This window comes from Sphingomonas sp. MMS24-J13, assembly GCF_044905095.1.
In the GTDB taxonomy this organism is placed as follows: domain Bacteria; phylum Pseudomonadota; class Alphaproteobacteria; order Sphingomonadales; family Sphingomonadaceae; genus Sphingomonas_I.
The window spans coordinates 385,544-405,428 of record NZ_CP173258.1 but is presented as its reverse complement, the minus strand read 5'-3'; the positions used below and the strand labels follow the sequence as shown (position 1 = coordinate 405,428).

The 19,885-nt window shown below is 60.6% G+C and carries 18 protein-coding genes; 11 read left to right on the top strand and 7 right to left on the bottom strand.

Translation table 11 applies throughout. The features are described from left to right. Nucleotide 1: 1 nt before the first annotated feature. From AB4Z44_RS01845 to AB4Z44_RS01795, 11 genes are all read left to right on the top strand, one after another. Nucleotides 2-727 (top strand): cytidylyltransferase domain-containing protein, encoded by a 726-nt coding sequence (locus AB4Z44_RS01845; protein WP_404712387.1) that lies wholly within the window; start codon nt 2-4, stop codon nt 725-727. Then, nucleotides 675-1,310 (top strand): hypothetical protein, encoded by a 636-nt coding sequence (locus AB4Z44_RS01840; protein WP_404712386.1) that lies wholly within the window; start codon nt 675-677, stop codon nt 1,308-1,310. The genes AB4Z44_RS01845 and AB4Z44_RS01840 overlap by 53 nt, the downstream gene beginning before the upstream one ends. Then, nucleotides 1,307-2,311, top strand: coding sequence for an N-acetylneuraminate synthase (gene neuB / locus AB4Z44_RS01835; RefSeq protein ID WP_404712385.1), 1,005 nt, complete (start codon nt 1,307-1,309; stop codon nt 2,309-2,311). Before AB4Z44_RS01840 ends, neuB begins: the two co-directional genes overlap by 4 nt. Then, complete coding sequence (gene neuC, locus AB4Z44_RS01830) at nt 2,308-3,516, top strand: UDP-N-acetylglucosamine 2-epimerase (RefSeq protein WP_404712384.1); 1,209 nt, start codon at nt 2,308-2,310, stop codon at nt 3,514-3,516. The genes neuB and neuC overlap by 4 nt, the downstream gene beginning before the upstream one ends. Nucleotides 3,517-3,605: 89 nt before the next feature. After that, nucleotides 3,606-4,556 carry a nucleotidyltransferase family protein gene (locus tag AB4Z44_RS01825; protein ID WP_404712383.1) on the top strand — a complete coding sequence of 317 codons (951 nt, stop codon included), beginning with the start codon at nt 3,606-3,608 and terminating at the stop codon, nt 4,554-4,556. Between the two features lie 21 nt (nt 4,557-4,577). Then, nucleotides 4,578-5,747 (top strand): N-acetyl sugar amidotransferase, encoded by a 1,170-nt coding sequence (locus tag AB4Z44_RS01820; RefSeq protein WP_404712382.1) that lies wholly within the window; start codon nt 4,578-4,580, stop codon nt 5,745-5,747. Further along, complete coding sequence (gene hisF, locus AB4Z44_RS01815) at nt 5,720-6,523, top strand: imidazole glycerol phosphate synthase subunit HisF (RefSeq protein WP_404712381.1); 804 nt, start codon at nt 5,720-5,722, stop codon at nt 6,521-6,523. The genes AB4Z44_RS01820 and hisF overlap by 28 nt, the downstream gene beginning before the upstream one ends. Continuing rightward, on the top strand, nt 6,520-7,164 hold the full coding sequence (gene hisH, locus AB4Z44_RS01810; protein WP_404712380.1) for an imidazole glycerol phosphate synthase subunit HisH: 645 nt from the start codon (nt 6,520-6,522) through the stop codon (nt 7,162-7,164). Before hisF ends, hisH begins: the two co-directional genes overlap by 4 nt. A gap of 41 nt (nt 7,165-7,205) precedes the next feature. Further along, on the top strand, nt 7,206-8,741 hold the full coding sequence (locus tag AB4Z44_RS01805; protein WP_404712379.1) for a hypothetical protein: 1,536 nt from the start codon (nt 7,206-7,208) through the stop codon (nt 8,739-8,741). Continuing rightward, nucleotides 8,722-9,636 carry an acyltransferase family protein gene (locus AB4Z44_RS01800; RefSeq protein WP_404712378.1) on the top strand — a complete coding sequence of 305 codons (915 nt, stop codon included), beginning with the start codon at nt 8,722-8,724 and terminating at the stop codon, nt 9,634-9,636. Before AB4Z44_RS01805 ends, AB4Z44_RS01800 begins: the two co-directional genes overlap by 20 nt. Beyond that, nucleotides 9,630-10,859, top strand: coding sequence for an acyltransferase family protein (locus tag AB4Z44_RS01795; protein ID WP_404712377.1), 1,230 nt, complete (start codon nt 9,630-9,632; stop codon nt 10,857-10,859). The genes AB4Z44_RS01800 and AB4Z44_RS01795 overlap by 7 nt, the downstream gene beginning before the upstream one ends. A gap of 245 nt (nt 10,860-11,104) precedes the next feature. Here AB4Z44_RS01795 and AB4Z44_RS01790 read toward each other — a convergent pair whose 3' ends face one another. From AB4Z44_RS01790 to AB4Z44_RS01760, 7 genes are all read right to left on the bottom strand, one after another. Continuing rightward, nucleotides 11,105-12,340: a hypothetical protein gene (locus AB4Z44_RS01790; protein ID WP_404712376.1), complete on the bottom strand. Its 1,236-nt coding sequence runs from the start codon at nt 12,338-12,340 to the stop codon at nt 11,105-11,107. Next, nucleotides 12,340-14,553 carry a GumC family protein gene (locus AB4Z44_RS01785; protein ID WP_404712375.1) on the bottom strand — a complete coding sequence of 738 codons (2,214 nt, stop codon included), beginning with the start codon at nt 14,551-14,553 and terminating at the stop codon, nt 12,340-12,342. Before AB4Z44_RS01785 ends, AB4Z44_RS01790 begins: the two co-directional genes overlap by 1 nt. A gap of 25 nt (nt 14,554-14,578) precedes the next feature. Continuing rightward, nucleotides 14,579-15,193: a polysaccharide biosynthesis/export family protein gene (locus tag AB4Z44_RS01780; protein ID WP_404712374.1), complete on the bottom strand. Its 615-nt coding sequence runs from the start codon at nt 15,191-15,193 to the stop codon at nt 14,579-14,581. 170 nt (nt 15,194-15,363) lie between these two features. Continuing rightward, nucleotides 15,364-16,674: an O-antigen ligase family protein gene (locus tag AB4Z44_RS01775; RefSeq protein WP_404714325.1), complete on the bottom strand. Its 1,311-nt coding sequence runs from the start codon at nt 16,672-16,674 to the stop codon at nt 15,364-15,366. A gap of 76 nt (nt 16,675-16,750) precedes the next feature. Further along, nucleotides 16,751-17,884, bottom strand: coding sequence for an NAD-dependent epimerase/dehydratase family protein (locus tag AB4Z44_RS01770; protein ID WP_404712373.1), 1,134 nt, complete (start codon nt 17,882-17,884; stop codon nt 16,751-16,753). Between the two features lie 8 nt (nt 17,885-17,892). Then, nucleotides 17,893-18,768, bottom strand: a complete 876-nt coding sequence (locus tag AB4Z44_RS01765; protein WP_404712372.1) for a hypothetical protein — start codon at nt 18,766-18,768, stop codon at nt 17,893-17,895. Further along, nucleotides 18,765-19,814, bottom strand: coding sequence for a Gfo/Idh/MocA family protein (locus AB4Z44_RS01760; RefSeq protein WP_404712371.1), 1,050 nt, complete (start codon nt 19,812-19,814; stop codon nt 18,765-18,767). The genes AB4Z44_RS01765 and AB4Z44_RS01760 overlap by 4 nt, the downstream gene beginning before the upstream one ends. Between the last annotated feature and the right edge of the window lie 71 nt (nt 19,815-19,885).

Genomic DNA, 19,885 nt, shown 5'->3' with positions numbered 1-19,885 from the left:
CGTGTCCATTCTCGCGTTGATTCCGGCCCGCGGTGGCTCGAAAGGTATACCTCGCAAGAATATTCGTGAAATGGCGGGTAAGCCGTTGATCGCCTGGACGATCGATGCGGCACGTGCCTGCGGCGGCATCGACGCGGTGGTGGTGAGCACCGAGGACGAGGAGATCGCAGCGGTATCGAGCGCGGCCGGCGCGGAAGTCCCGTTCCTCCGTCCTGCCGCGCTCGCCGCCGACGAGACGCCGGGGATTGATCCTGTGTTGCACGCCCTCGAGATGCTGCCGCAATATGATGCGGTTCTTCTGCTTCAGGCGACTTCGCCGCTTCGCACTACCGCCGACATCGAAGGGCTGCTCGCACTTGCTGAAATGCGCGGCGCACCTGCGGTGGTTTCGGTTTGCGAACCGGAAGATCATCCCGACTGGATGTATCATCTGAACGGCGCAGGGCAGCTCAAACCGTTGTTCCCCGCGTCTGACGTCACGCGACGACAAGACTTGCCTCCGGTTTATTCGCTCAATGGCGCGATGTATTTTGCTCAGACCGATTGGCTGCGTGCGCACCGTGGATTTTGGGCCCGGAGACGCTCGGCTATCCCATGCCTGCGGATCGGTCTGTCGACATCGATGGCCCGCTCGACTGGCGGATCGCCGAGATGCTGCTCCGGGACCGGAATTGATGTCGCCGCTGTTTATCCTGGGCACGGGCGGCCAAGCCCGAGACATCGCTGATATCGCGGATGTAACCGGATTCCGGCCAATATTCGTCACACGCGATCCTGCGACTATCGAACTCTGGAATCGACCCGAGGAAATCGTGCTCGAGGATGTCGCGGTGCGGTCGGCCACCGAAGCCTTCGCGTTGGGGATCGGCGATAATCATGTCCGTGCCGCAGTGGCGAAGCGGTTGCGTGGCTCGCTGCATTTTCCCAGTCTGATCCATCCGGATGCCAGCCTGGGCCGCGGATCGCGCGCCATGGCGAACTCCGCGGTGGGAGCCATGATCTTCGCCGGAGCGCGGCTGACCAATAACGTCTCAATCGGCGATTTCGTCACGATAAACGTCAATGCGACGATGTCGCATGACGTCGAACTTGGCGACTTTGCGAATGTCTCTCCAGGTGCGAACATCGCGGGCAACGTCCGAATCGGCGAGGGAGCCTGGATCGGCGTCGGGGCGGCGGTCAATCAGGGTAGCGATGGACGTAAGCTCGCGATCGGCGCTTGGGCAGTGATCGGATCCGGCGCCGTCGTAACCGTGGATTGTGACGCCGGATCGGTTTATGTCGGCGTGCCCGCTAGGAAAATCAGATGAAGACCCTCATCATTGCTGAGGCCGGTGTCAATCATAACGGCGATCTTGAGAAGGCTCGGGAGCTTGTTCGCGTCGCCGCGCGCGCGGGCGCCGACATGGTCAAGTTCCAAACCTTCGTGGCAAGTGAACTCGCCACAGCCCACGCGCCTAAAGCCGATTATCAAAAAGCTACTACCGATACTTCGGAGAGCCAGCGGGATATGATTGCTCGGCTCGAGTTGTCGCATGTCGATCATATAGTGCTAATCGAGGAGTGCCGGCGAGCAGGCATCGCTTTCTTCTCGACCGCCTTCGACGGGCATAGCCTCGATATGCTGGTCGAGCTTGGCATCGATCGCATCAAGGTGCCTTCGGGCGAACTCACGAATCTGCCGTTGCTACGTCACATTGCGAGCAAACGGCTCCCGGTCATCCTCTCCACTGGCATGGCGACGATGGGTGAAATCGAGGATGCTATTTCCGAGCTCGAAGCTGGAGGGATTGCACGCGCGGAAATCAGCGTGCTCCACTGCAACACGGAATATCCGACGCCGATGCGGGACGTGAACCTGCGTGCGATGACCCGGGTCGGCGAGGCGTTCGGCGTCGCGGTCGGCTATTCGGACCATACGATGGGGATCGAGATCCCGATCGCAGCGGTGGCGCTTGGGGCAACGCTGATAGAAAAGCATTTCACGCTCGATCGCACGCTTCCTGGCCCCGATCATATGGCGAGCCTGGAACCGGACGAACTCGTCGCCATGGTGGCAGCGATCCGCAACATCGAGCAAGCCATGGCGGGAGACGGGATCAAGCGACCGAGCCCAAGCGAGGCCCGCAACAGGCCTATCGCGCGCAGATCAATCGTCGCCGCGCGCGCGATCGCCGCCGGCGAGACGTTCAGTGACGCCAACCTCGCCGCCAGGCGTCCCGGCACCGGTATCTCACCGATGCGGTGGGATGAGGTCGTCGGGCGCAGCGCCCGGCGCGCCTTCGCGCCCGACGATTTGATCGAGCTGTGACTCGCCGCATCTGCATCGTAACCGGGACTCGTGCCGAATATGGTCTATTGCGCAATGTGATCGCAGGCATCCGCGACGCCGACGATTGCCTGCTGCAGATCGTTGTGACCGCAGCGCATCTCTCACCGGAATTCGGTCTGACCTATCGAGAGATCGAGGCAGACGGATTCACGATCAACGAGCGCGTCGAAATCCTCTTGAGCTCGGACACCGCCGTTGGCGTCAGCAAGGCGATGGGGCTCGGAATGATCGGTTTCGCCGAGGCTTTCTCCCGCCTCGAACCTGATGTGATCGTCGTGCTTGGCGACCGCTTCGAGATTCTCGCCGCGGCAGCCGCAGCGCTGATCGCGGGCATTCCTATCGCCCATATCCATGGCGGAGAGACGACCGAAGGTGCGTTCGACGAATCGATACGTCACGCGGTGACGAAGATGTCGCACCTCCATTTCGTCGCTGCGACGCCGTATCGTGATCGCGTGATTCAGCTCGGCGAGAATCCCGCGCACGTATTTCTGGTAGGGGGGCTGGGGATCGATGCAATCCGTCGCACGTCTCTGCTCGGCCGCACCGCCCTGGAGGAGGCGATCGACTTCCAGCTGGGTGCGCGCAACCTGCTCGTCACCTTTCATCCTCCTACGCTCGAGCCCGGCGAAGCGGGCGGGCAGATGCAGGCCCTCCTCGATGCGCTCGACGCGCTCGGGTCCGATACGCACCTGATATTCACCATGCCCAACGCCAATTCGGGAGGCCGGGAACTGAAGGCCATGATCGAGGAATTCGTGGCCAGCCACGCGAACGCGCGTGCTTATACGTCGCTAGGCCAACTCCGTTATTTCTCGTGCATGCGCTACATGGACGGCGTGGTCGGCAATTCATCGAGCGGCATTATTGAGGCGCCGAGCTTCGGAATCGGCACGATCGACATCGGCGACCGCCAGCGCGGACGCCTGCGGGCGGCGAGCGTGATCGATTGCCCGCCGCGGCGCGACGCGATCGAGTCGGCGCTGGCCCGTCTGTTCTCGGCAGAGTTCCAGGGACGGCTGGCTGCCGTCGACAATCCTTATGGCAATGGCGGGGCGAGCGCCGCGATAGTCGCGGAACTGCGCAGACATCCCTTGAACGGCTTGCTCAAGAAGACATTCCACGACATGGACGTCGGCAAAACACGCGATTCGCGTGACGCCGGGGGGCGGAAAGTAGCATGATGAAGGAGCAGTGGCGCATGTGCCTGCTGCCGCTCGGGACGAGCGTGCAGGACGCCATCCAATCGCTTGACAATTCGGGTCTGCAGATCGTGATCGCGGTGCAGAACGGCGATTTGCTGGCGGGCACCATCACTGATGGCGACATTCGCCGTGGACTGCTCCGCGGCCTGACGCTCGCCAGCCCGATCGAGACGATCCTGCATCGCGATCCGCTGGTCGTGCCGCCGGCGCTCGGCGCGGAATTGGTCCTGCAACTGATGCAGGCGAACAAGATCCACCAGCTACCCATCGTCGACGACCAGCGCCATGTTGTCGGGCTGCACGTCTGGACCGATCTTCGAACAACGGCGGCTCGCCCCAACCCGATGGTCATCATGGCAGGAGGCCAGGGAACGCGGCTGCGCCCGCACACCGAAAATTGCCCCAAACCGATGCTGCCGGTCGGCGGCAAGCCGATGCTGGAACATATCATCGAGCGCGCGTGCGGAGAGGGGTTCAATCATTTCGTGGTCGCGCTCCACTACCTGGGTCACATGATCGAGGAATATTTCGGCAATGGCGCAAATTGGAACGTTCGCATTGACTATCTGCGCGAGCGGGAGCCGCTCGGTACCGGTGGGGCGCTGAGCCTGCTGTCACCGCGCCCCGAAGTGCCGTTCCTCGTGACCAACGGCGATGTGCTGACAGACGTGCGCTATGCGGAGATCCTGGATTTCCATGAGCGTCATGCCTCGGCCGCGACCATGGCGGTGCGCGCGCACGAGTGGCAGCATCCGTTCGGCGTTGTTCGAACGCAGGGCATGGACATCGTCGGCTTCGACGAGAAGCCGGTCCACCGAACGCATGTCAATGCTGGTATCTATGTGCTCGAGCCACGCGCGCTAGGCGTGCTCGAGCCGCATGCGCACTGCGACATGCCGACATTGTTCGAGCGCCTCAAGGCCGGTGCCGAACGCACGATCGTCTATCCCATGCATGAGCCCTGGCTGGATGTTGGACGTCCCGCGGACCTGGAACAGGCGCGCAGCGAGCACGCCTGACCACTCGAGCTGGAGCTTTGTATGGAAAAGCATGATATAATTGCTCAATATGGTCTACCGGTGGAGGTGCGCTTCTGCCGTAACTGTACGATTTCCAACCAGCGCCCGCGAATCAGATTCGACGACGAAGGCATATGCTCGGCCTGCCGCTTTGCCGAGGCCAAGCGTGGTTTCGATTGGGCGGCGCGCGAGCAGGAATTGCTTGAATTGTGCAATCGCCATCGCAAATCGAATGGCGAATATGACGTGATCGTCCCATGCAGCGGCGGTAAAGATGGAAGTTTCGTTGCTCATCAGCTTAAGTATAAATACGGCATGAACCCGTTGGCCGTGACTTGGGCGCCTCTAAAGGCGACCGAGATCGGCCGACGCAACCTCGACGCGTTTATCCGTGCTGGCTTCGATCACTTGCTTGGGACGCCCAACGGCATCACCACCCGCCGCCTGACGCGGCTGGCGTTGCAATACCTCGGCGATCCGTTCCAGCCGTTCATTTATGGTCAGACCAATTTTCCTCTACATGTGGCGGTAAAATACAAAGTCCCCCTGATCATGTACGGTGAAAACGGCGAAGTCGAATATGGCGGTGATATGAAGAACGCCTTCCGGCCGAACCGCGATGTCGTAGACCATGACGATCACTACTTTTCAGGTCTTCCGCCGGAGTTCTGGGCCGGGCACGGCGTATCGATGGCCGATCTCAAGCCGTTTATGGCGCCGCGTTATGAGGAAATAACCAAAAATAAAACGGAAATCCATTTTTTCGGATATTACAAATTCTGGGATCCGCAGGAAAATTTTTATTATTGCCAAGAAAACACAGGATTCGTCACGAATCCCGATCGATCGGAGGGGACCTATTCGAAATACGCCAGCCTCGATGATGCGATAGATGGCTATCATTATTATCTCGGTTTCATCAAGTTCGGTATCGGTCGAGCGACTTCCGATTCCGCGCACGAAATCCGGGATGGAAAGATCACCCGTGAGGAAGGAGTGGCGCTGGTGCGTCGCTACGACGGCGAATTCCCGCAGAAACATTATCGGGAATTCCTCGAATATTGCGGGACAACCGATGAGTTTTTTCATGAGGTGGTCGATAGCTGGCGTTCAGATCATCTATGGCGCAAGACGGATAATGGTTGGGAGTTAAAACACGCGGTATGGCACGAGACCGGCGTGCAAAGCTAAGTATGCCGAGAGTTCGCCTTATTCCCCGCCTGGATATCAAGGGGGCCAATCTCATCAAAGGGGTTCACCTTGAGGGATTACGCGTGCTCGGCGATCCGCAGGAATTTGCGCGTGCTTATTATGCGGCCGGCGCGGACGAGTTGATTTACGTCGATGTGGTCGCCAGCCTCTATGGCCGCAACAGTCTGCACGATATCATTCGCCGTACCGCAAACGATATCTTCATACCGCTGACCGTCGTCGGCGGCTTGCGCTCGGTCGACGATGTGAGGAGCGTGTTACGGGCCGGTGCCGATAAGGTCGGTATCAACACTGCGGCAATCAAGCGTCCTGAACTCATTCGCGAGGTGTCGCAGGCCTTCGGCGCTCAGTGCATGGTGCTTTCGATCGAAGCGAAACAAGTTGGCGAGGGCAAATGGGAAGCCTATACTGACAATGGTCGCGAATCGAGCGGCGTCGACGTGGTCGAATGGGCGGCGCGTGGGGTTGAAATGGGGGCCGGTGAAGTCCTGGTCACGTCGGTCGATCGTGAGGGCACGCGCGAGGGCTATGACCTCGAGTTGATCGCTGCGGTATCGGCGGCGATCGGGCCAGTGCCGCTGATCGCTTCCGGTGGCATGGGGGCGGCTTCGCACATGATAGCTGCCTTCGAGCGTGGCGCCGATGCTGCGGCGATGGCCGACATCCTTCATTACAATCGGATTTCCTTGGCCGCCATCCGGCAGGCCGCGATCGCGGCCGGCCGTAGCGTGCGCGGCCTGCCGGCTGCTGCATGAGTCGCCTCGTCAACATCGTGGATTATGGCGCCGGCAACCTGTACAGCGTTGCCCAGGCGGTCGCCAAGGTAGGCGGCGAGGCACGGCTTGCCCGTGATCCCGCCGAGATCATGAGCGCTGAACGGTTGCTGCTTCCCGGGGTCGGGGCCTTTGCCTCCTGTGCAAACGGCCTGCGGGAGCGCGGGCTGTTCGAACCGATTCTCGCCTTCGCGGCCACTGGCCGGCCGTTTTTGGGGATTTGCGTCGGCATGCAGCTGCTATTCGACCATAGCCTCGAATTTGGACGGCATCAGGGCCTGGGCCTGATCTCGGGACACGTTGCGCCCATTCCGCCCCGCGACGCTGCCGGCGTCCGTAAGGTGCCACATATCGGCTGGACGCCATTGTCGCTCCCCTCGACCCGCGACGATTGGGAAGGGAGCGTGTTGAAGGACGCGCGGCCGGGGATCGATTCCGCCTACTTCGTCCATTCGTTCAATTGCACGCCAGCCGATCCAGCCTGCCGGCTCGCTGACGCGGATTATGAGGGCTTCGCCGTCTGTGCGGCAGTCGAGAAGGATAATATCGTCGCATTCCAGTGCCATCCCGAGAAGAGCGGGATGGTCGGGTTGCGGATCATCGAACATTTTCTGACCCGCTAACGGCGGCTGAGCGGGCGAACCTTCTTTCGCGGGTGATCACAATGAACTTTGCCGAACGGACGTTGCGACGGCTCTTGGGGGTCAATCCCGTCGCGTGGGCCGGTTATGCCCGGCGGATGCGCCGGCGTTTCCGAGAGTTCGAGGGCGATCTTCCCGCCAATCCCACCGGCCAGCGCATATTGGCGGTGGTCACCCCGTGGGACAAGACCGGTGTGCCGTGGCTCACGATCGCGATCGGGCTGATGCTCGGGGCGCGCGGGGCGCGGGTGACTTTCATCGTCGATGACGTGCCATTCGGTCCACGGCCGATGATCTATGGGACCGTGTTGCGTGCGATCCGCGCGGTTATGCGCGACGTCGCGCGACGCTTCGAAGTCTTGCATCTTTCCCAGATCGAGCCGCTCGAGGGCAGCGAAGCCCCGGCGACGATCGACCGTCTGAGCAAGCTCAACGCGGTCTGGGAATTGCGTGGCGAGCGGGCGATGGCGGGTCGCGCCGAGGTGGAGGCGCGCAACCGCCGGGCGCTCGACGCCGCCTACGGCCGCATCGCGCGCATACTGGCATCTTACGAATTCGACGCACTCTTCACGGCGGGCGGGATCTACGGCAATTCGGGCATCTGGGTCGATCGCGCGCGGGCGCGGGGCCTGCGGATCATCAGCTTCGACAATAGCGGCTTCGGCACCTGGATGATTGCCGTTGACGGGCTGGCTTGTCATCTCGACGACGTTCCGCGTGCCGTCCGCATTTTCGAAGACGAGCTTGATCACGCCGGGCGTGAGCAGGCGCTGACGGTTGCGCGCGGCGAAGTGGCGAAACGCCAGAAGAGCACCGACACGGTGAAATATCAGGTCGCAGCTGCATCGGGAGACGAGCGAGGGGCGGCGGGAGCAATGATGCTCGCGCTGAACTCCTCCTGGGATGCGGCAGCGCTTGGCATCCATGAGCTGTTCCACAGCAACCAGCAGTGGATCGTCGAGACGGTCCGCCATCTGCTCGACACCACCGAAGCGCCGGTGATCGTTCGCCAGCACCCAGCCGAGCGGTTCGATTTTGCCAAGACGACCGACGATTACGGCGCTCTCTTGGCCGAGCATTTCGGCTCACACCCGCGGCTGCGATTCATCGCGGCGGCCGACCCGGTCAACAGCTATGCGCTGATGAAGCAGGTGGCCGCCGTCATAGTGCATTCCTCGACGATCGGCAGCGAGGCGGCGGCGATGGGGCGACCGGTCATTACCGCGTCGCGCAGCTATTATGCCGGGCTTGGCTTCGTCTGGCAGGCAAGTACGCTCGTCCAATATCACCAATATCTAACCGATGCGGTCGAGGGGCGGCTCGAGGTTAGTGAGGCGATGCGCGAAAAGGCGTTGCTCTGTTATTATACCGCGCAGATCTGCAATTGGGTGCGTTCGACCTGCAATCCGGAGGCCTTCAAGACATGGAGCCTGCGGCCGCTGCGGCATTGGTATGACGAGGCGACGACGGTTCGCGCGCTCGACGCGATGATCAGCGGCATTCCCGTCGCCGTACTCAATCATCGCGCGCGGGCGGCCGATGCGGCGGGAGGCGCCTGATGAAGCGCCCGATAGTGAAAATAACGGTTTCGAACCGTTGCCCGGCCGGCCGGAAGTGAGCGACATCGGCACGGCAATCCGCGGCGACAAGCCGTTGCCGCACCATCCCGGTGGACGTGGCTATCGGCCCGAGGTCGATGGGTTGCGAGCCTTGGCGGTTTTGCCGGTGATTCTGTTCCATGCCGGTGTATCCGGATTCACCGGCGGTTATATCGGCGTGGATATCTTCTACGTCATCAGCGGCTATCTGATCACTTCGATCATCGTCGAGGAACGGCTGGCCGGCAAGTTCACGCTCGCTGGTTTCTATGAACGTCGCGCGAGGCGTATCCTCCCGGCGCTGTTCGTGGTCATGGCGCTCTGTTTGCCCTTGGCCTGGTGGTGGATGTTGCCGGGCGAGCTGGGCGATTTCGGTCGGAGCCTGGTCTCCGTGTCGTTGTTCGCGTCCAATGTCCTGTTCTGGCGCACCAGCGGCTATTTCGGCGGCACTCCCGAGCTCAAGCCACTCCTTCATACTTGGAGCTTGGGCATCGAGGAGCAATATTATCTCTTTTTCCCGCTGCTCGTCGCCTTCCTTCTGCCCTTCGGGCTGAAGCGGCTGATGATGGTCATCGCCATCCTGGCCATTCTTTCTTTCTCGCTCAGTGTCTATCTTACGACCCGGCAACCGATGGCCAATTTCTTCCTGCTGCCGCCGCGCGCATGGGAGTTGTTTGCAGGATCGCTGCTCGCCTTGATGTCCATGCCGGGAACGTCATCGTCCATCGCCGGGCCGAGGCATGAGGCGTTTGGCCTGGCGGGAATTGCGCTGATCCTGGTGCCCATTTTCGTCTATTCTGATCGAACGCCATTTCCCGGGTTGACCGCACTCCCCCCGTCCTTGGAACGGTGCTGATCCTCGCCTTTGCCGATCGCCGGACGATGGCAGGCCGGATACTCTCCAAAAAGCCGGTCGTTGCGGTCGGCCTGATTTCTTATAGTGCTTATCTCTGGCATCAGCCTTTGCTCGCCTTCGCCCGTTTGATGTCACCGAACGAATTATCGGTTGGCGTCAGGCTGGCTCTGGTCGTCGCCGGCCTGTTTCTGGCGTGGATTTCATGGCGGTTCATCGAGCGCCCTTTCCGTGACCGGCGCAACTATACCCGCGGACGAATTTTTGCCGCGGCGGGGTTTGGCTCGCTGCTGTTCATCGCCGTGGGGCTGGCTCTCTCGCTCGCTCATGGTGCGCCGCGACGGATCGCGGCGCCGTTCCGCTCGTTGGTGGCGCCGCCGAACAATCTGGTCGAGGATTGTCCGGCGGTCGGCATGGGCGTCTATGAATGCGCGATCGGCGTCTCGGGCGTTCGGCCGACAATTGCGCTGGTCGGCGATTCGCACAGCTATGCGATCGCTTCCTCACTTGACGCCCAACTCAAGGCGCGTGGCTTGGCAGGCATCCTCGTCCACACGGCCTGTCATCCAATTCCGGGCATATTCGACAGCCGTGAACCCCTCACCGCGGCGTATCGGGCAAGCTGTGCTGCCGCGAATCGCGCCATGGAGGCGCGGGTAACGGCCCCCGGAATCGAGGCGGTATTAGTCGCGGTTCGTTGGACCATGCGCCTTTTCCCAATCGATCGTACGGAGATCCAATCGGGGTTCGACAATGGCGAAGGCGGTGTCGAGGGCGATGCGCCATTTCGCCGGAACCTGACGTTGGACACCAGAGGGCGTGAGAGCGATGCCGCCCCTTCCAAGGCCGCCGCGGTCCGCGACTATCTCCTTCGTCTCGCGGCGGGCCGGAAGGTCGCACTGATCTATCCGGTGCCGGAAGTAGGCTGGCTGCCGGCCCGGCTGAACATGATCGCTATCGCGCGCGGTGGTACACCGCCGCGGACGATCAGCACGTCGCAAGCACGTTACGAGCAGCGTAACAAAGCTGCCATCTCCGTGCTCGATGCCGTTGCAGCGCCTAACCTCGTCCGGGTCAGGCCTGAAGCACTGATGTGTGGCAGGCGCTTGTCCGGACGCTGCGTCGCGCAGGCCGATGGCATTCTCTATTATTATGACGACGATCATCTATCCGAAGCGGGGGCGACCCCGCTCGTGGCGGAGGCGCTGGCGAAATTGGGGAAATGACGGCGGAAGGCGAGCCGGTGTCCGTGACGGAGCACAGGCTGGATTCGATGTTGGCCAAGCTTGTCGGCGATCTGCCGCATCTCTGGATCGCCCAGCCGCATCCTCGACCTCTACCTGCCATGGGAATGCGCCAACTACTTCACCAACGCTGGATATGATGCAGGCTGATCGGAAACCGCTCTAACCGGTCTCGACTACGCTCGACACGAACGGAGGTCAGTGCATCAGATTTAACGCGTCCAGCTCTAAGGGGACGGGGTCATCGACGCATTGGATAGAATGGCCTCGACACCATCGCGGGCATCTCCGGAAGCGACGATGGCGCGTAACATCACCATCTGACAATCGTCGGGAACGGCGAAAGTACCTTCGATCCGCCGCCGTTGCACGCCAAGGGGGGCGCTACCGCTCCACAGAACACGGCCTGAAAGGTTGGCACAACGCACCTCCCAATTACCTGTCGCGCCTTCGGACGGAGCGACGATTTGCTGATCGGCGCGAAAGCGGTACAGCCCGGGCGGTGTCAGCATCGCCTTAAATGCGACCGGGCTGATCACCGAAGGTTCCAACGCAGTATGAAGTTCGATAGAATTGCCCTGCGAGGATCTCACGAACGAGCTATCACCACCGGGAACACTATAAAAACCCCATGTCGCGGGAGGAAAGCGTGTGTCGGTAGAAGCAGGTGTCATGGCCACTGTCCGCAACACCTTCGAATCGGCCTCCGGCAAACTCTCATAATAACGAATCATCCAAGCGAACTCGCGCGCCTCGGCCAACTTACCGAGCAAACCGCTGCGCATGGTGTCATAGATGGGATCGGCGGGCATACCCCCGGCGCGCAAATATGTGTCCGCCACCCACGACGGCTGCTTCGAACTGCCGACCGCCGCGCGCGTGAAGTCGAGCAGCCAGGGCGCGGGCTCGCGCACATAGGGGATCAAGGCGACGCGAACCGGCTCGTCCTTCAGAGCCGTCACCAGGATCGGCAGCAACAGATCCTGGCTCGCCTCCCAAGTGCGCAACGCATAATCATAATGCGACAGCGCGCTCTGCACGTCCCCACGTAGCACGGCCTCCTGGATCAGCCAAAGTTCGGTGATCAGGTCGCGGCGTGTCATCCGCTCGGCAAGCGCCATTACGGCGCGGCCGGTAGCAAAACTCGAGGCGCGGCGCGTACTCAAGCCGAGCAGGCGTAACGCCACGGGATTAAGCACCTGATGACGTAAGCTGTCACGCGCCATCGCCGCAGTCTCGTCACTACCGACTAAATCTCCGCCGTTCTTGACAAGCATCAAACCGGCTTGGACATCGAGCGCCGCAGGATCATGCGGCGCGAATTGCAAGGCAAGGCTCGGGTTTTCGATATGGGTGACGTTCACCACTGCGGAAACGAATGCGAGATACGCGACCCAAACCGTTCCCAGGCTCAGGATTGCCGCCTTGACCATCGCCCGACCGGTCAATGGTTGCACCGTCATCAGAGTTGACCGGGCTCAGTCTCGCGACCGTAACCATAGCCGTAGCCATAGCCGTAACCATAGCCGTAGCCGTAGCCATAGCCGCTGTCCTCGTGCTTCATCTTGGTCAGCACGCCGCCGAAGACATGGGCATGGGTGGTGCGCAATCGATCGAGCGAAGCCGACACCGCACGCGCCGGCGGCCCCACGGCCTCGATGACGTAGACCACGCCTTCCGCCGATCGCGCGAGCAGCGGGGAATCGGCCAGGCCGAGAATCGGCGGCGCATCGATCAGCACGTGATCGAACGCCTGGCACAGGCTGTCGATCAATTGCTGAATGCGGTCGCTGCTCAGCAGTTCGCCCGCACTCGGAGGGGTCGGTCCCGATGTCATCACCGACAGACCGTTGAATTGCGCCGGACGGATCAGATCCTGCCAGTTCTGATCTCCCGCCAGATAATTGCTGAGCCCGAATTCGTTGGAGAAGCCCAAGAATTCGTGAATCGATGGCGACCGCATGTCGGCATCAACCAGCACCACATTCCTACCGGTGCGGGCAAGAACGGTAGCCAGAGCGTAGCTGGTCGTGGTCTTGCCTTCTCGAGGTTGCGTGGAGGTAATGATGAACGAACGCGGGACACCATGATCCGTCGAAAAAGCGAGATTCGAGCAGATCGTGAGATAGGCCTCGGACGCGACCGATTTGGGATCAAAGATCGCGTCGATATTGCCGTCGCCGAGGTTCGGAACCGTACCGAGCAGCGGAATCCCGAGTTTGAGAACGTCAGCGGGTACGCGCAGGCCTTCGTCGATATGCTCGAGCGAAAACACCGCAATGCCTGCCAGAACCAGACCAACGAGGATCGATACTGCGATATTGAGTGACAACTTGGGCGATGATGGATGCGCCGGGGCGCGGGCGGTATCGACGATCGCAATATTGTTGGCAGCGACACCGGCAACGCCGATTTCCTTGTAGCGCTGCAGCAGGCCGTTATACAATTCGCGATTGGTATCCACCTCGCGCTGATAGATGTTATACTGGATACTTGCTTCCTGCTGATTGCTGAACGCGCCAGTATGCGACTGGACCAGGTTGCGCAGTTCTCGCTCACGAGCGAGCGCACTACGATAATCGGCATTAGCAACGGTACGCAGATGCGCTTCCTCGCGCGCAATCGCAGTATCGAGCGCGGCGATCTGCTGCGCCATCGCCTTGGCAGCCGGATAGCCCGGCTCGAACTGCACCATGAGCTTGGCATATTCCGCAGCCGCTTCGGCACGGCGCTCGCGCAGCGCAACCACTGCGCCATTCGCCACCTGATTGTCGGATCCGATACTGTTCTGCGCCCGCGCCTCAGCGGCAACCCGATCGGCAGTCGCTTGCGTCAACGCCAGGCCGAACGACTGCAGATCCTGCGCGATCAGCGTCTGCTGTATCTGGGTCTTACCGTCATTCTCGCTTTTCGCGAGCGCGACAATGCCATGCTGATTGGCATAATTGACCAGCTCAGCCTCCGAATTCCGCAGCTTGGAACGCAGGTCGTCGAGCTTGCGTTCCAGGAAGGAGCGCGCGTCGGCCGTGGAGGAAAACCGGCGATCGATACTGTCCGCAATGAATTGATCCGCCCAGGTATTGGCAATCCTCGCCGACAGATCGGGGGAAGCACTCGTATAACGAATGTCCACCAGTGAGGAGCGGGGGATCGGCACAACCTTGACGTTATGCAGCAACAATATGGTCGCCAACTGGAGTTTTTCGTCACGCTGCCTGGCCGTCCCCAAGGCCAGCCGGTCTGTCAGCGCGTTCGGCTTCAGCTTGGCACCATGCGCAGCAAAGAAATCGGGACTTTCACCCAAGCGGAGCATGCGCACGACACGCTCCGCCACCGAACGGGCGGTCATGAGCGTATATTGCGTCTGATAGAATTCCTGATCGTTACGGGCATCCGTAGCGTCCACGCCTTCGACGTTGGTGACGCGCTTTTGCTCGCGGCCGATCTCGAGACGGGTGACCGCAGTATATTGCGGTGTCGTCAGCAAGGTGACGATGACACCGACCACGACGCACAAGGCAACGATGCCCGAGATTACCCAGCGCCAGCGAGTGACGATCCGCCAATATTCGAGCAGGATCGGCAGTGCCGAGGGCCCCTCGGCTGGCCCGAGCAACGGCTCGTCGGCCGTTACTGTGAAGTCGTTTCTCGAACTTGTTGAAGCTGGGAAATTCATTGCGACATTCTACCTTGAGAGGCCGTCACCGAAACGCTATTATAAGGGGCGTACTAAGTAGAGTGGCGCTGGAGATTAGGTCCTTGAATATCTGACGTGCTTTCGAATCTCCGACCACGACGACATCGTCGGCATAGATATCGGGGTCCGAATAGGCGCCGCGACGGATTGCGCGAAGATTATATAACGCCGCCAGCTTCTGCCCGTTGACAGTCCGGAAGACCACCACGTCGGTCTGATTGGCGAGTTCGGTCAATCCCTTGGCGGTGGCGACGATCCGCATGAGCGTCATTCGTCCGACGACTGGATAGAGGCCGGGCTCCTTGACCTGGCCGTCCACGGCAACGACCTGGCTCACTGTCTGTTCGAGGTTGACGGTGACTTGCGGGTCACGGACATATTCTCCCGCCAACCGCCCCGCGATCAGGCCGGCCACCTGGTTCGGTGTTTTGCCGGCGACCTCGATCGTCCCTGCCAACGGGAATGACAGTCGCCCAGAAGCATCGACCTGGACGATGCGCTGCTGGAGTTCCTCGATACCGTAAACGTCGATCCGCAGCTTGTCATAGGGTCCGACGAGATATGCGGGAACGTGGGTCGTATCGTTGCCGGACGGTGCGGGCAACGCCGTCGCCGACACGACCTGGACATCCGGCGCGCCCCCGAGAGCGGTATGGCCAGCGCAGGAAGAGAGCAAGACCGAGGTCAAAGCACAGAAAGCAATCGCTTCAGACTTCATCCACCTTCCCCGAACAGGCAATCGACCGATGGGCCTATTTCGGCTACAAGAGGGATCGATCTCCTTATTCATCATCCATCCCCGTTCGCTCTCGCCCTTCTGGCGCCTGCCGCCATCCACACGATCGCAACCGCAGCCATGCACGCGACCGACGGCGTACGCAAAGGATAGTCCACAAGACTTGCGAGGCCAAGCAGCAAGATAACGGCACCCCCGATCCGCCCGAGGCGGACAGTATGATCACGTCTCCGCGCGCGCGCCAGGGAGACGATTGCCCGTCCCCAACCGATCACGCCGACAAACGCCAGGATCATACCGGGCAGCCCCATCTCGAGCCCGAATTCGAGCCAATCGTTGTGGGCGTGATTCAGATAACTGAAGCTCAGCAGAGGACGCGGCTCTGCAATCTGGAAGACCTCGACGAACGACGCAATTCCCGACCCCTCCGGGAAGTACTGCCAAATCATCTTGACGATCGGCGGCCAGAACCTCAGGCGCATTTCGTCATCGCTGCGCATCGCGATGATCCGGTCAACCGCGCTCGCGCGCGCAAGATATATCGCGATCATGATCAGAAGCGCACTTGCCAGCAGCATCGCAAAGGCGAGAAAATATCGACGACGTGGATCGGCTTCCCCATCCGTTGGACGCTTCCGAACGGCCAGGATTACCGACAGCGCCAAGGCGAGCGTCGCGATGACGACACCAGCCCGCGAACCGCTGAGCACGATCATCACCAAGATGACGGCGCCCAGGGCCGCCGCAAGCCATGCTCGCAACGCGGCTGTCATCCCTGGAAACACGGTCAACATCGGCAGGATGCACGCTAAGTCCACCGCAAAATGGTTGCGATTGGCAAAGAAGCCGGTGGCGACTTCCGGACTGTCCTTGTCATAAAAATAGAGCGAGGCAGAATATCCGCTCGAGACCTGCAAAACGCCCAATAGCAGATCGAGAATCGCCAGGCCGACGAACAGGTTCAACAGCAGCTGGCGCTGCTCATCCGTGCAACGGATCGCCAACAACAAAGCGGCAACGGGTGCCGCAAGCGCAAAGAGTGCGTTCCACGCACGCCAGGGTACGAGCGTCAGCGGCTGCCAGGCATCCGCCGAGCCCGCCAGACGAACCGCCGACACGGCCAAATCACGACCGGGCAAAGCCATCCACATCGCTGGCGGCAACGGAACCAGATGAAGCGAGAAAAGCGCGACAAGCGCTCCCGCGCCAACCACCAGTCCGCGATATGCGCGAAGGTCGCCTGCGTTCACCCCGAACAGGGCGATCCCCAGGCACACGATCGAGAAGGGGCGAAGAACCACTAGGCTCGCGGCGTCGATCCGTGAACTGCCCCCCAGCAAGGTGGTCGCCACGATCAGCAGCACCAATGTCCAGAACGCGTAGCTGGTCCGAAGTCCCGCTATATGTTTGGACAAGGAGGGGGCGAGATCCCTCATGACACTACTTAAATAGGCCTTTCGATCGCATTTCGTCGAGCGACTCCTCGTACCGACTGGGCTTGGCACCCGTGACACGAGCCCATTCCGCAAACAAGGCAATACCCCGTTCGAAGTCGTAATTTGGCGTAAAACCCAGAAGTCGTTCGATCTTTTCCATAGACGCGAAATTATGACGAATATCACCGGCCCGGAAATTGCCGGAGACGGCGATCGGCACGTCCGCCCCGAGCAATCGTTTCAACGTCTCGGCCACCGTCATCACGCTCACCGGCACCCCCGTCCCCACATTGAATATCTGATCGGCCGCCGCCGGATGCTCGACGCCGAGCACCGTAGCGTCGACTACGTCATCAACGAAGACGAAATCGCGACTCTCCTCGCCGTCCTCGAACACGTTGATCGGCTTGCCCTGCATCATCAGGTTCGAGAAGATCGACAGGATGCCGGTATAAGGGTTGCTGAGCGACTGGCCGGGCCCAAATACATTTTGATAACGGAAAGCGACCCCTTCGATCCCGATCGAAGGGCACACCGTCATCACCAACTGCTCCTGAACCTGCTTGCTGATGCCATAGACGGACGATGGCTGAATCCGCGATTCCTCGTCGGTGCCCACAAGTTCGAGCGGCGTCGTGGCACCGGGATATTTCACGTCGAAATCACCTGCCGCCATGTCATCGACCGTGCGGCCGCCGGGATAGACGTAACCGAGTTCCGCCGAGTAATAACGGCCTTCGCCGTAGATCGAACGGGAGGAGGCGACGACGATCCGCTTCACGGTCCGCGTCCGATTGGCAAGAATGTCGAGCATCAATGCGGTGCCGCCAACGTTGACCTGGGTATAATGCTCGATCTGATACATGGACTGGCCGGTGCCCGTCTCGGCGGCGAGATGGACGACCGCCTCCTGACCGGACAGCACATCCTCCATCGCCGCGCGATCGGTAACGGAGCCTTTCACGAATCGCACCTTGTCCGACAAGGCGCGAAACAGCGGCGAAGCCTCCGGATCGGGCCCATGAATCTGGGGCGAGAGTGTGTCGAGCACGGTCACGTCATAGCCACGATCGACGAGTTTGAGGGCAAGGCGCGAACCGATGAAGCCGGCACCGCCGGTGATCAGGATGTTCCTCATGGGATTCCCTATTGCCGGATCAGCTTGACGGTCTGCTCGATATTGCCACGCGACGAGGCACCGAACACCACCGATTGTATGTTGAGCCCATTGATATAATCATAGGCTTCGGGCGCCGGAACGGCACCGGAAGCGAGCGTCGACATCGCCATCACTTGATAGCGCGCCGGATCGTTCACGGCGAGCACGCGCTCATATTCTTCGCGCCCGGGCGACATTAGATAACCGATCTTGTTGATCGAAGCGCAGATCACAACATCGTCGATCCCCCACTCGATCAGCTTGGTCCGTAGGAACGGCAAATTCTGAGTGATGAAGCCCGGCGTCGCGCCATATTTCTTGCGGATCTGCTTGCAATATTCGACGAACGGCTCGGCAATATCGAAGCCCAACACGAGATCTACGACGATGTTCTGCAGGAACACCACGCGCACATCGAGTCCTTCGAAGATCGACATCTCCTGATCGACCAGCATTTTCATCATCCGCACCGCGTCGAGCGATACGGTCGCCATGGCGCCTTGCGCCAGCTTGCCGAGAGCCGACTTCGCGCCGCCGGAGAACAGCAGCGACTGAAGCGCGCCGACCATCCCCTTCTCAGCCACCAGGTTGGCATATTTGTGCGGATAGGGAATCGATGGATACCAGGCGATGTTCGGATAATCCGATTTTCGGGCCCGGAAGCGATCACAGATTTCCACCGCGCGCTGATTCGAATTCAGCATCACGGCGCGGATACCGGCATCGAAGGCGTTCTGGTAGACTGCAAAGATATTGTCGAGATCAGCAAAGCGTTCAGCCTGTGCCTGCGCCTTGTCCTGCGACATGTGATTGATACCGAAGAACTGATTGTCGCCGAAGACGATGCGATCGATCGGAGTCATGCCTGGAGCTCGCTTTGGGTGCGCTGCCAGTCGGCGAACATCGCATCGATGATCGACAGCGTATCGGTGGCATCCTGAAATGTGCAGCGTGCCCGGCGCCCGCCGGCCTGGATGCAATCGACGAAGTCGTAGAGCTGCGCCGTGAACTCTATCCCGCGCAGGTAGAACGGCACGTTCGAAAAGAGGTCCGTTATATAGAGTTGGTTCCAACCGGCCTGGAGGCCATATTTAGCGTTCGGGCTGCTCAAGAACACCTTCATGCCATGCTGATCGGCCTGGATTTTGCCGGCATCACCGAACAGCTCGAGCTTGTTTGTCGGTTTGCGATAGCTGGCATCGCTCCAATTGACGTAGAGCGAACCGCTTACGCCGTTCCGGTAAAGGAAGCTGGAAGAGACGATATCCTCGACCGCCTTCGAGAAGACGCTGGTCAGGCTCGTGCCGGTGACCAGATCGGGCTTGCCGAACAGGAAATTGATGAGATCCACGGCATGGCTCGCCATCTCGTAGATCGCACCTCCGCCATTCTCGTGCGTCGAACGCCATCCCTCGTCGCCCTGCTCGCGAATGATGGTGGAACTGTACATCTCCGAACGGAAGCGCAGCAGCCTGCCGACCACCCCGTCGGCCACCATCTCGCGCACCTTGACGAATACGTCGTTGAAGCGATTGACGTAACCGACCTGGTTGACGAGCCCGGCATCCTCGAACTGCTGCGCGAGATCCGCGCCTTGCGTCGCCGAAAGCGTGAAGGGTTTTTCGACGAAGGTGTGGACGTTGCGCGCGCGCACCGCCTGGAGAATCTCGTAATTCGCCTTGGGCGGAGTGCAGACCAGCACCGCATCGACCTGCTCGCCGTCGAGCAGGCCTTTGTAATCCTTGTGGGTTTTGACCCCGGCATATTTACCCAGCAACATATTCATCATTATCGACGGATCAGCGATCGCGACAACGTCGACGTCCGGCCGCGAATTGATGATGCAATGATGGGTCACGCCCATGCGGCCAGCACCGATTATGCCGATTTTAAGCGGGTTTTGGCTCATGTTTCCCTTGGGGTTAGGGGGGATTAAAAATGACCCGGAACCAACTGCGGCAATACCCATCCCCTATCCGC

Bases quoted from the DNA above. Each gene is read 5' to 3' on its own strand.
- AB4Z44_RS01840 (WP_404712386.1), top strand. From the start codon at position 675: ATGTCGCCGCTGTTTATCCTGGGCACGGGCGGCCAAGCCCGAGACATC.
- neuB (WP_404712385.1), top strand. From the start codon at position 1,307: ATGAAGACCCTCATCATTGCTGAGGCCGGTGTCAATCATAACGGCGAT.
- AB4Z44_RS01820 (WP_404712382.1), top strand. From the start codon at position 4,578: ATGGAAAAGCATGATATAATTGCTCAATATGGTCTACCGGTGGAGGTG.
- hisF (WP_404712381.1), top strand. From the start codon at position 5,720: ATGGCACGAGACCGGCGTGCAAAGCTAAGTATGCCGAGAGTTCGCCTT.
- hisH (WP_404712380.1), top strand. From the start codon at position 6,520: ATGAGTCGCCTCGTCAACATCGTGGATTATGGCGCCGGCAACCTGTAC.
- AB4Z44_RS01805 (WP_404712379.1), top strand. From the start codon at position 7,206: ATGAACTTTGCCGAACGGACGTTGCGACGGCTCTTGGGGGTCAATCCC.
- AB4Z44_RS01800 (WP_404712378.1), top strand. From the start codon at position 8,722: ATGCGGCGGGAGGCGCCTGATGAAGCGCCCGATAGTGAAAATAACGGT.
- AB4Z44_RS01790 (WP_404712376.1), bottom strand. From the start codon at position 12,340: ATGACGGTGCAACCATTGACCGGTCGGGCGATGGTCAAGGCGGCAATC.
- AB4Z44_RS01785 (WP_404712375.1), bottom strand. From the start codon at position 14,553: ATGAATTTCCCAGCTTCAACAAGTTCGAGAAACGACTTCACAGTAACG.
- AB4Z44_RS01770 (WP_404712373.1), bottom strand. From the start codon at position 17,884: ATGAGGAACATCCTGATCACCGGCGGTGCCGGCTTCATCGGTTCGCGC.
- AB4Z44_RS01765 (WP_404712372.1), bottom strand. From the start codon at position 18,768: ATGACTCCGATCGATCGCATCGTCTTCGGCGACAATCAGTTCTTCGGT.
- AB4Z44_RS01760 (WP_404712371.1), bottom strand. From the start codon at position 19,814: ATGAGCCAAAACCCGCTTAAAATCGGCATAATCGGTGCTGGCCGCATG.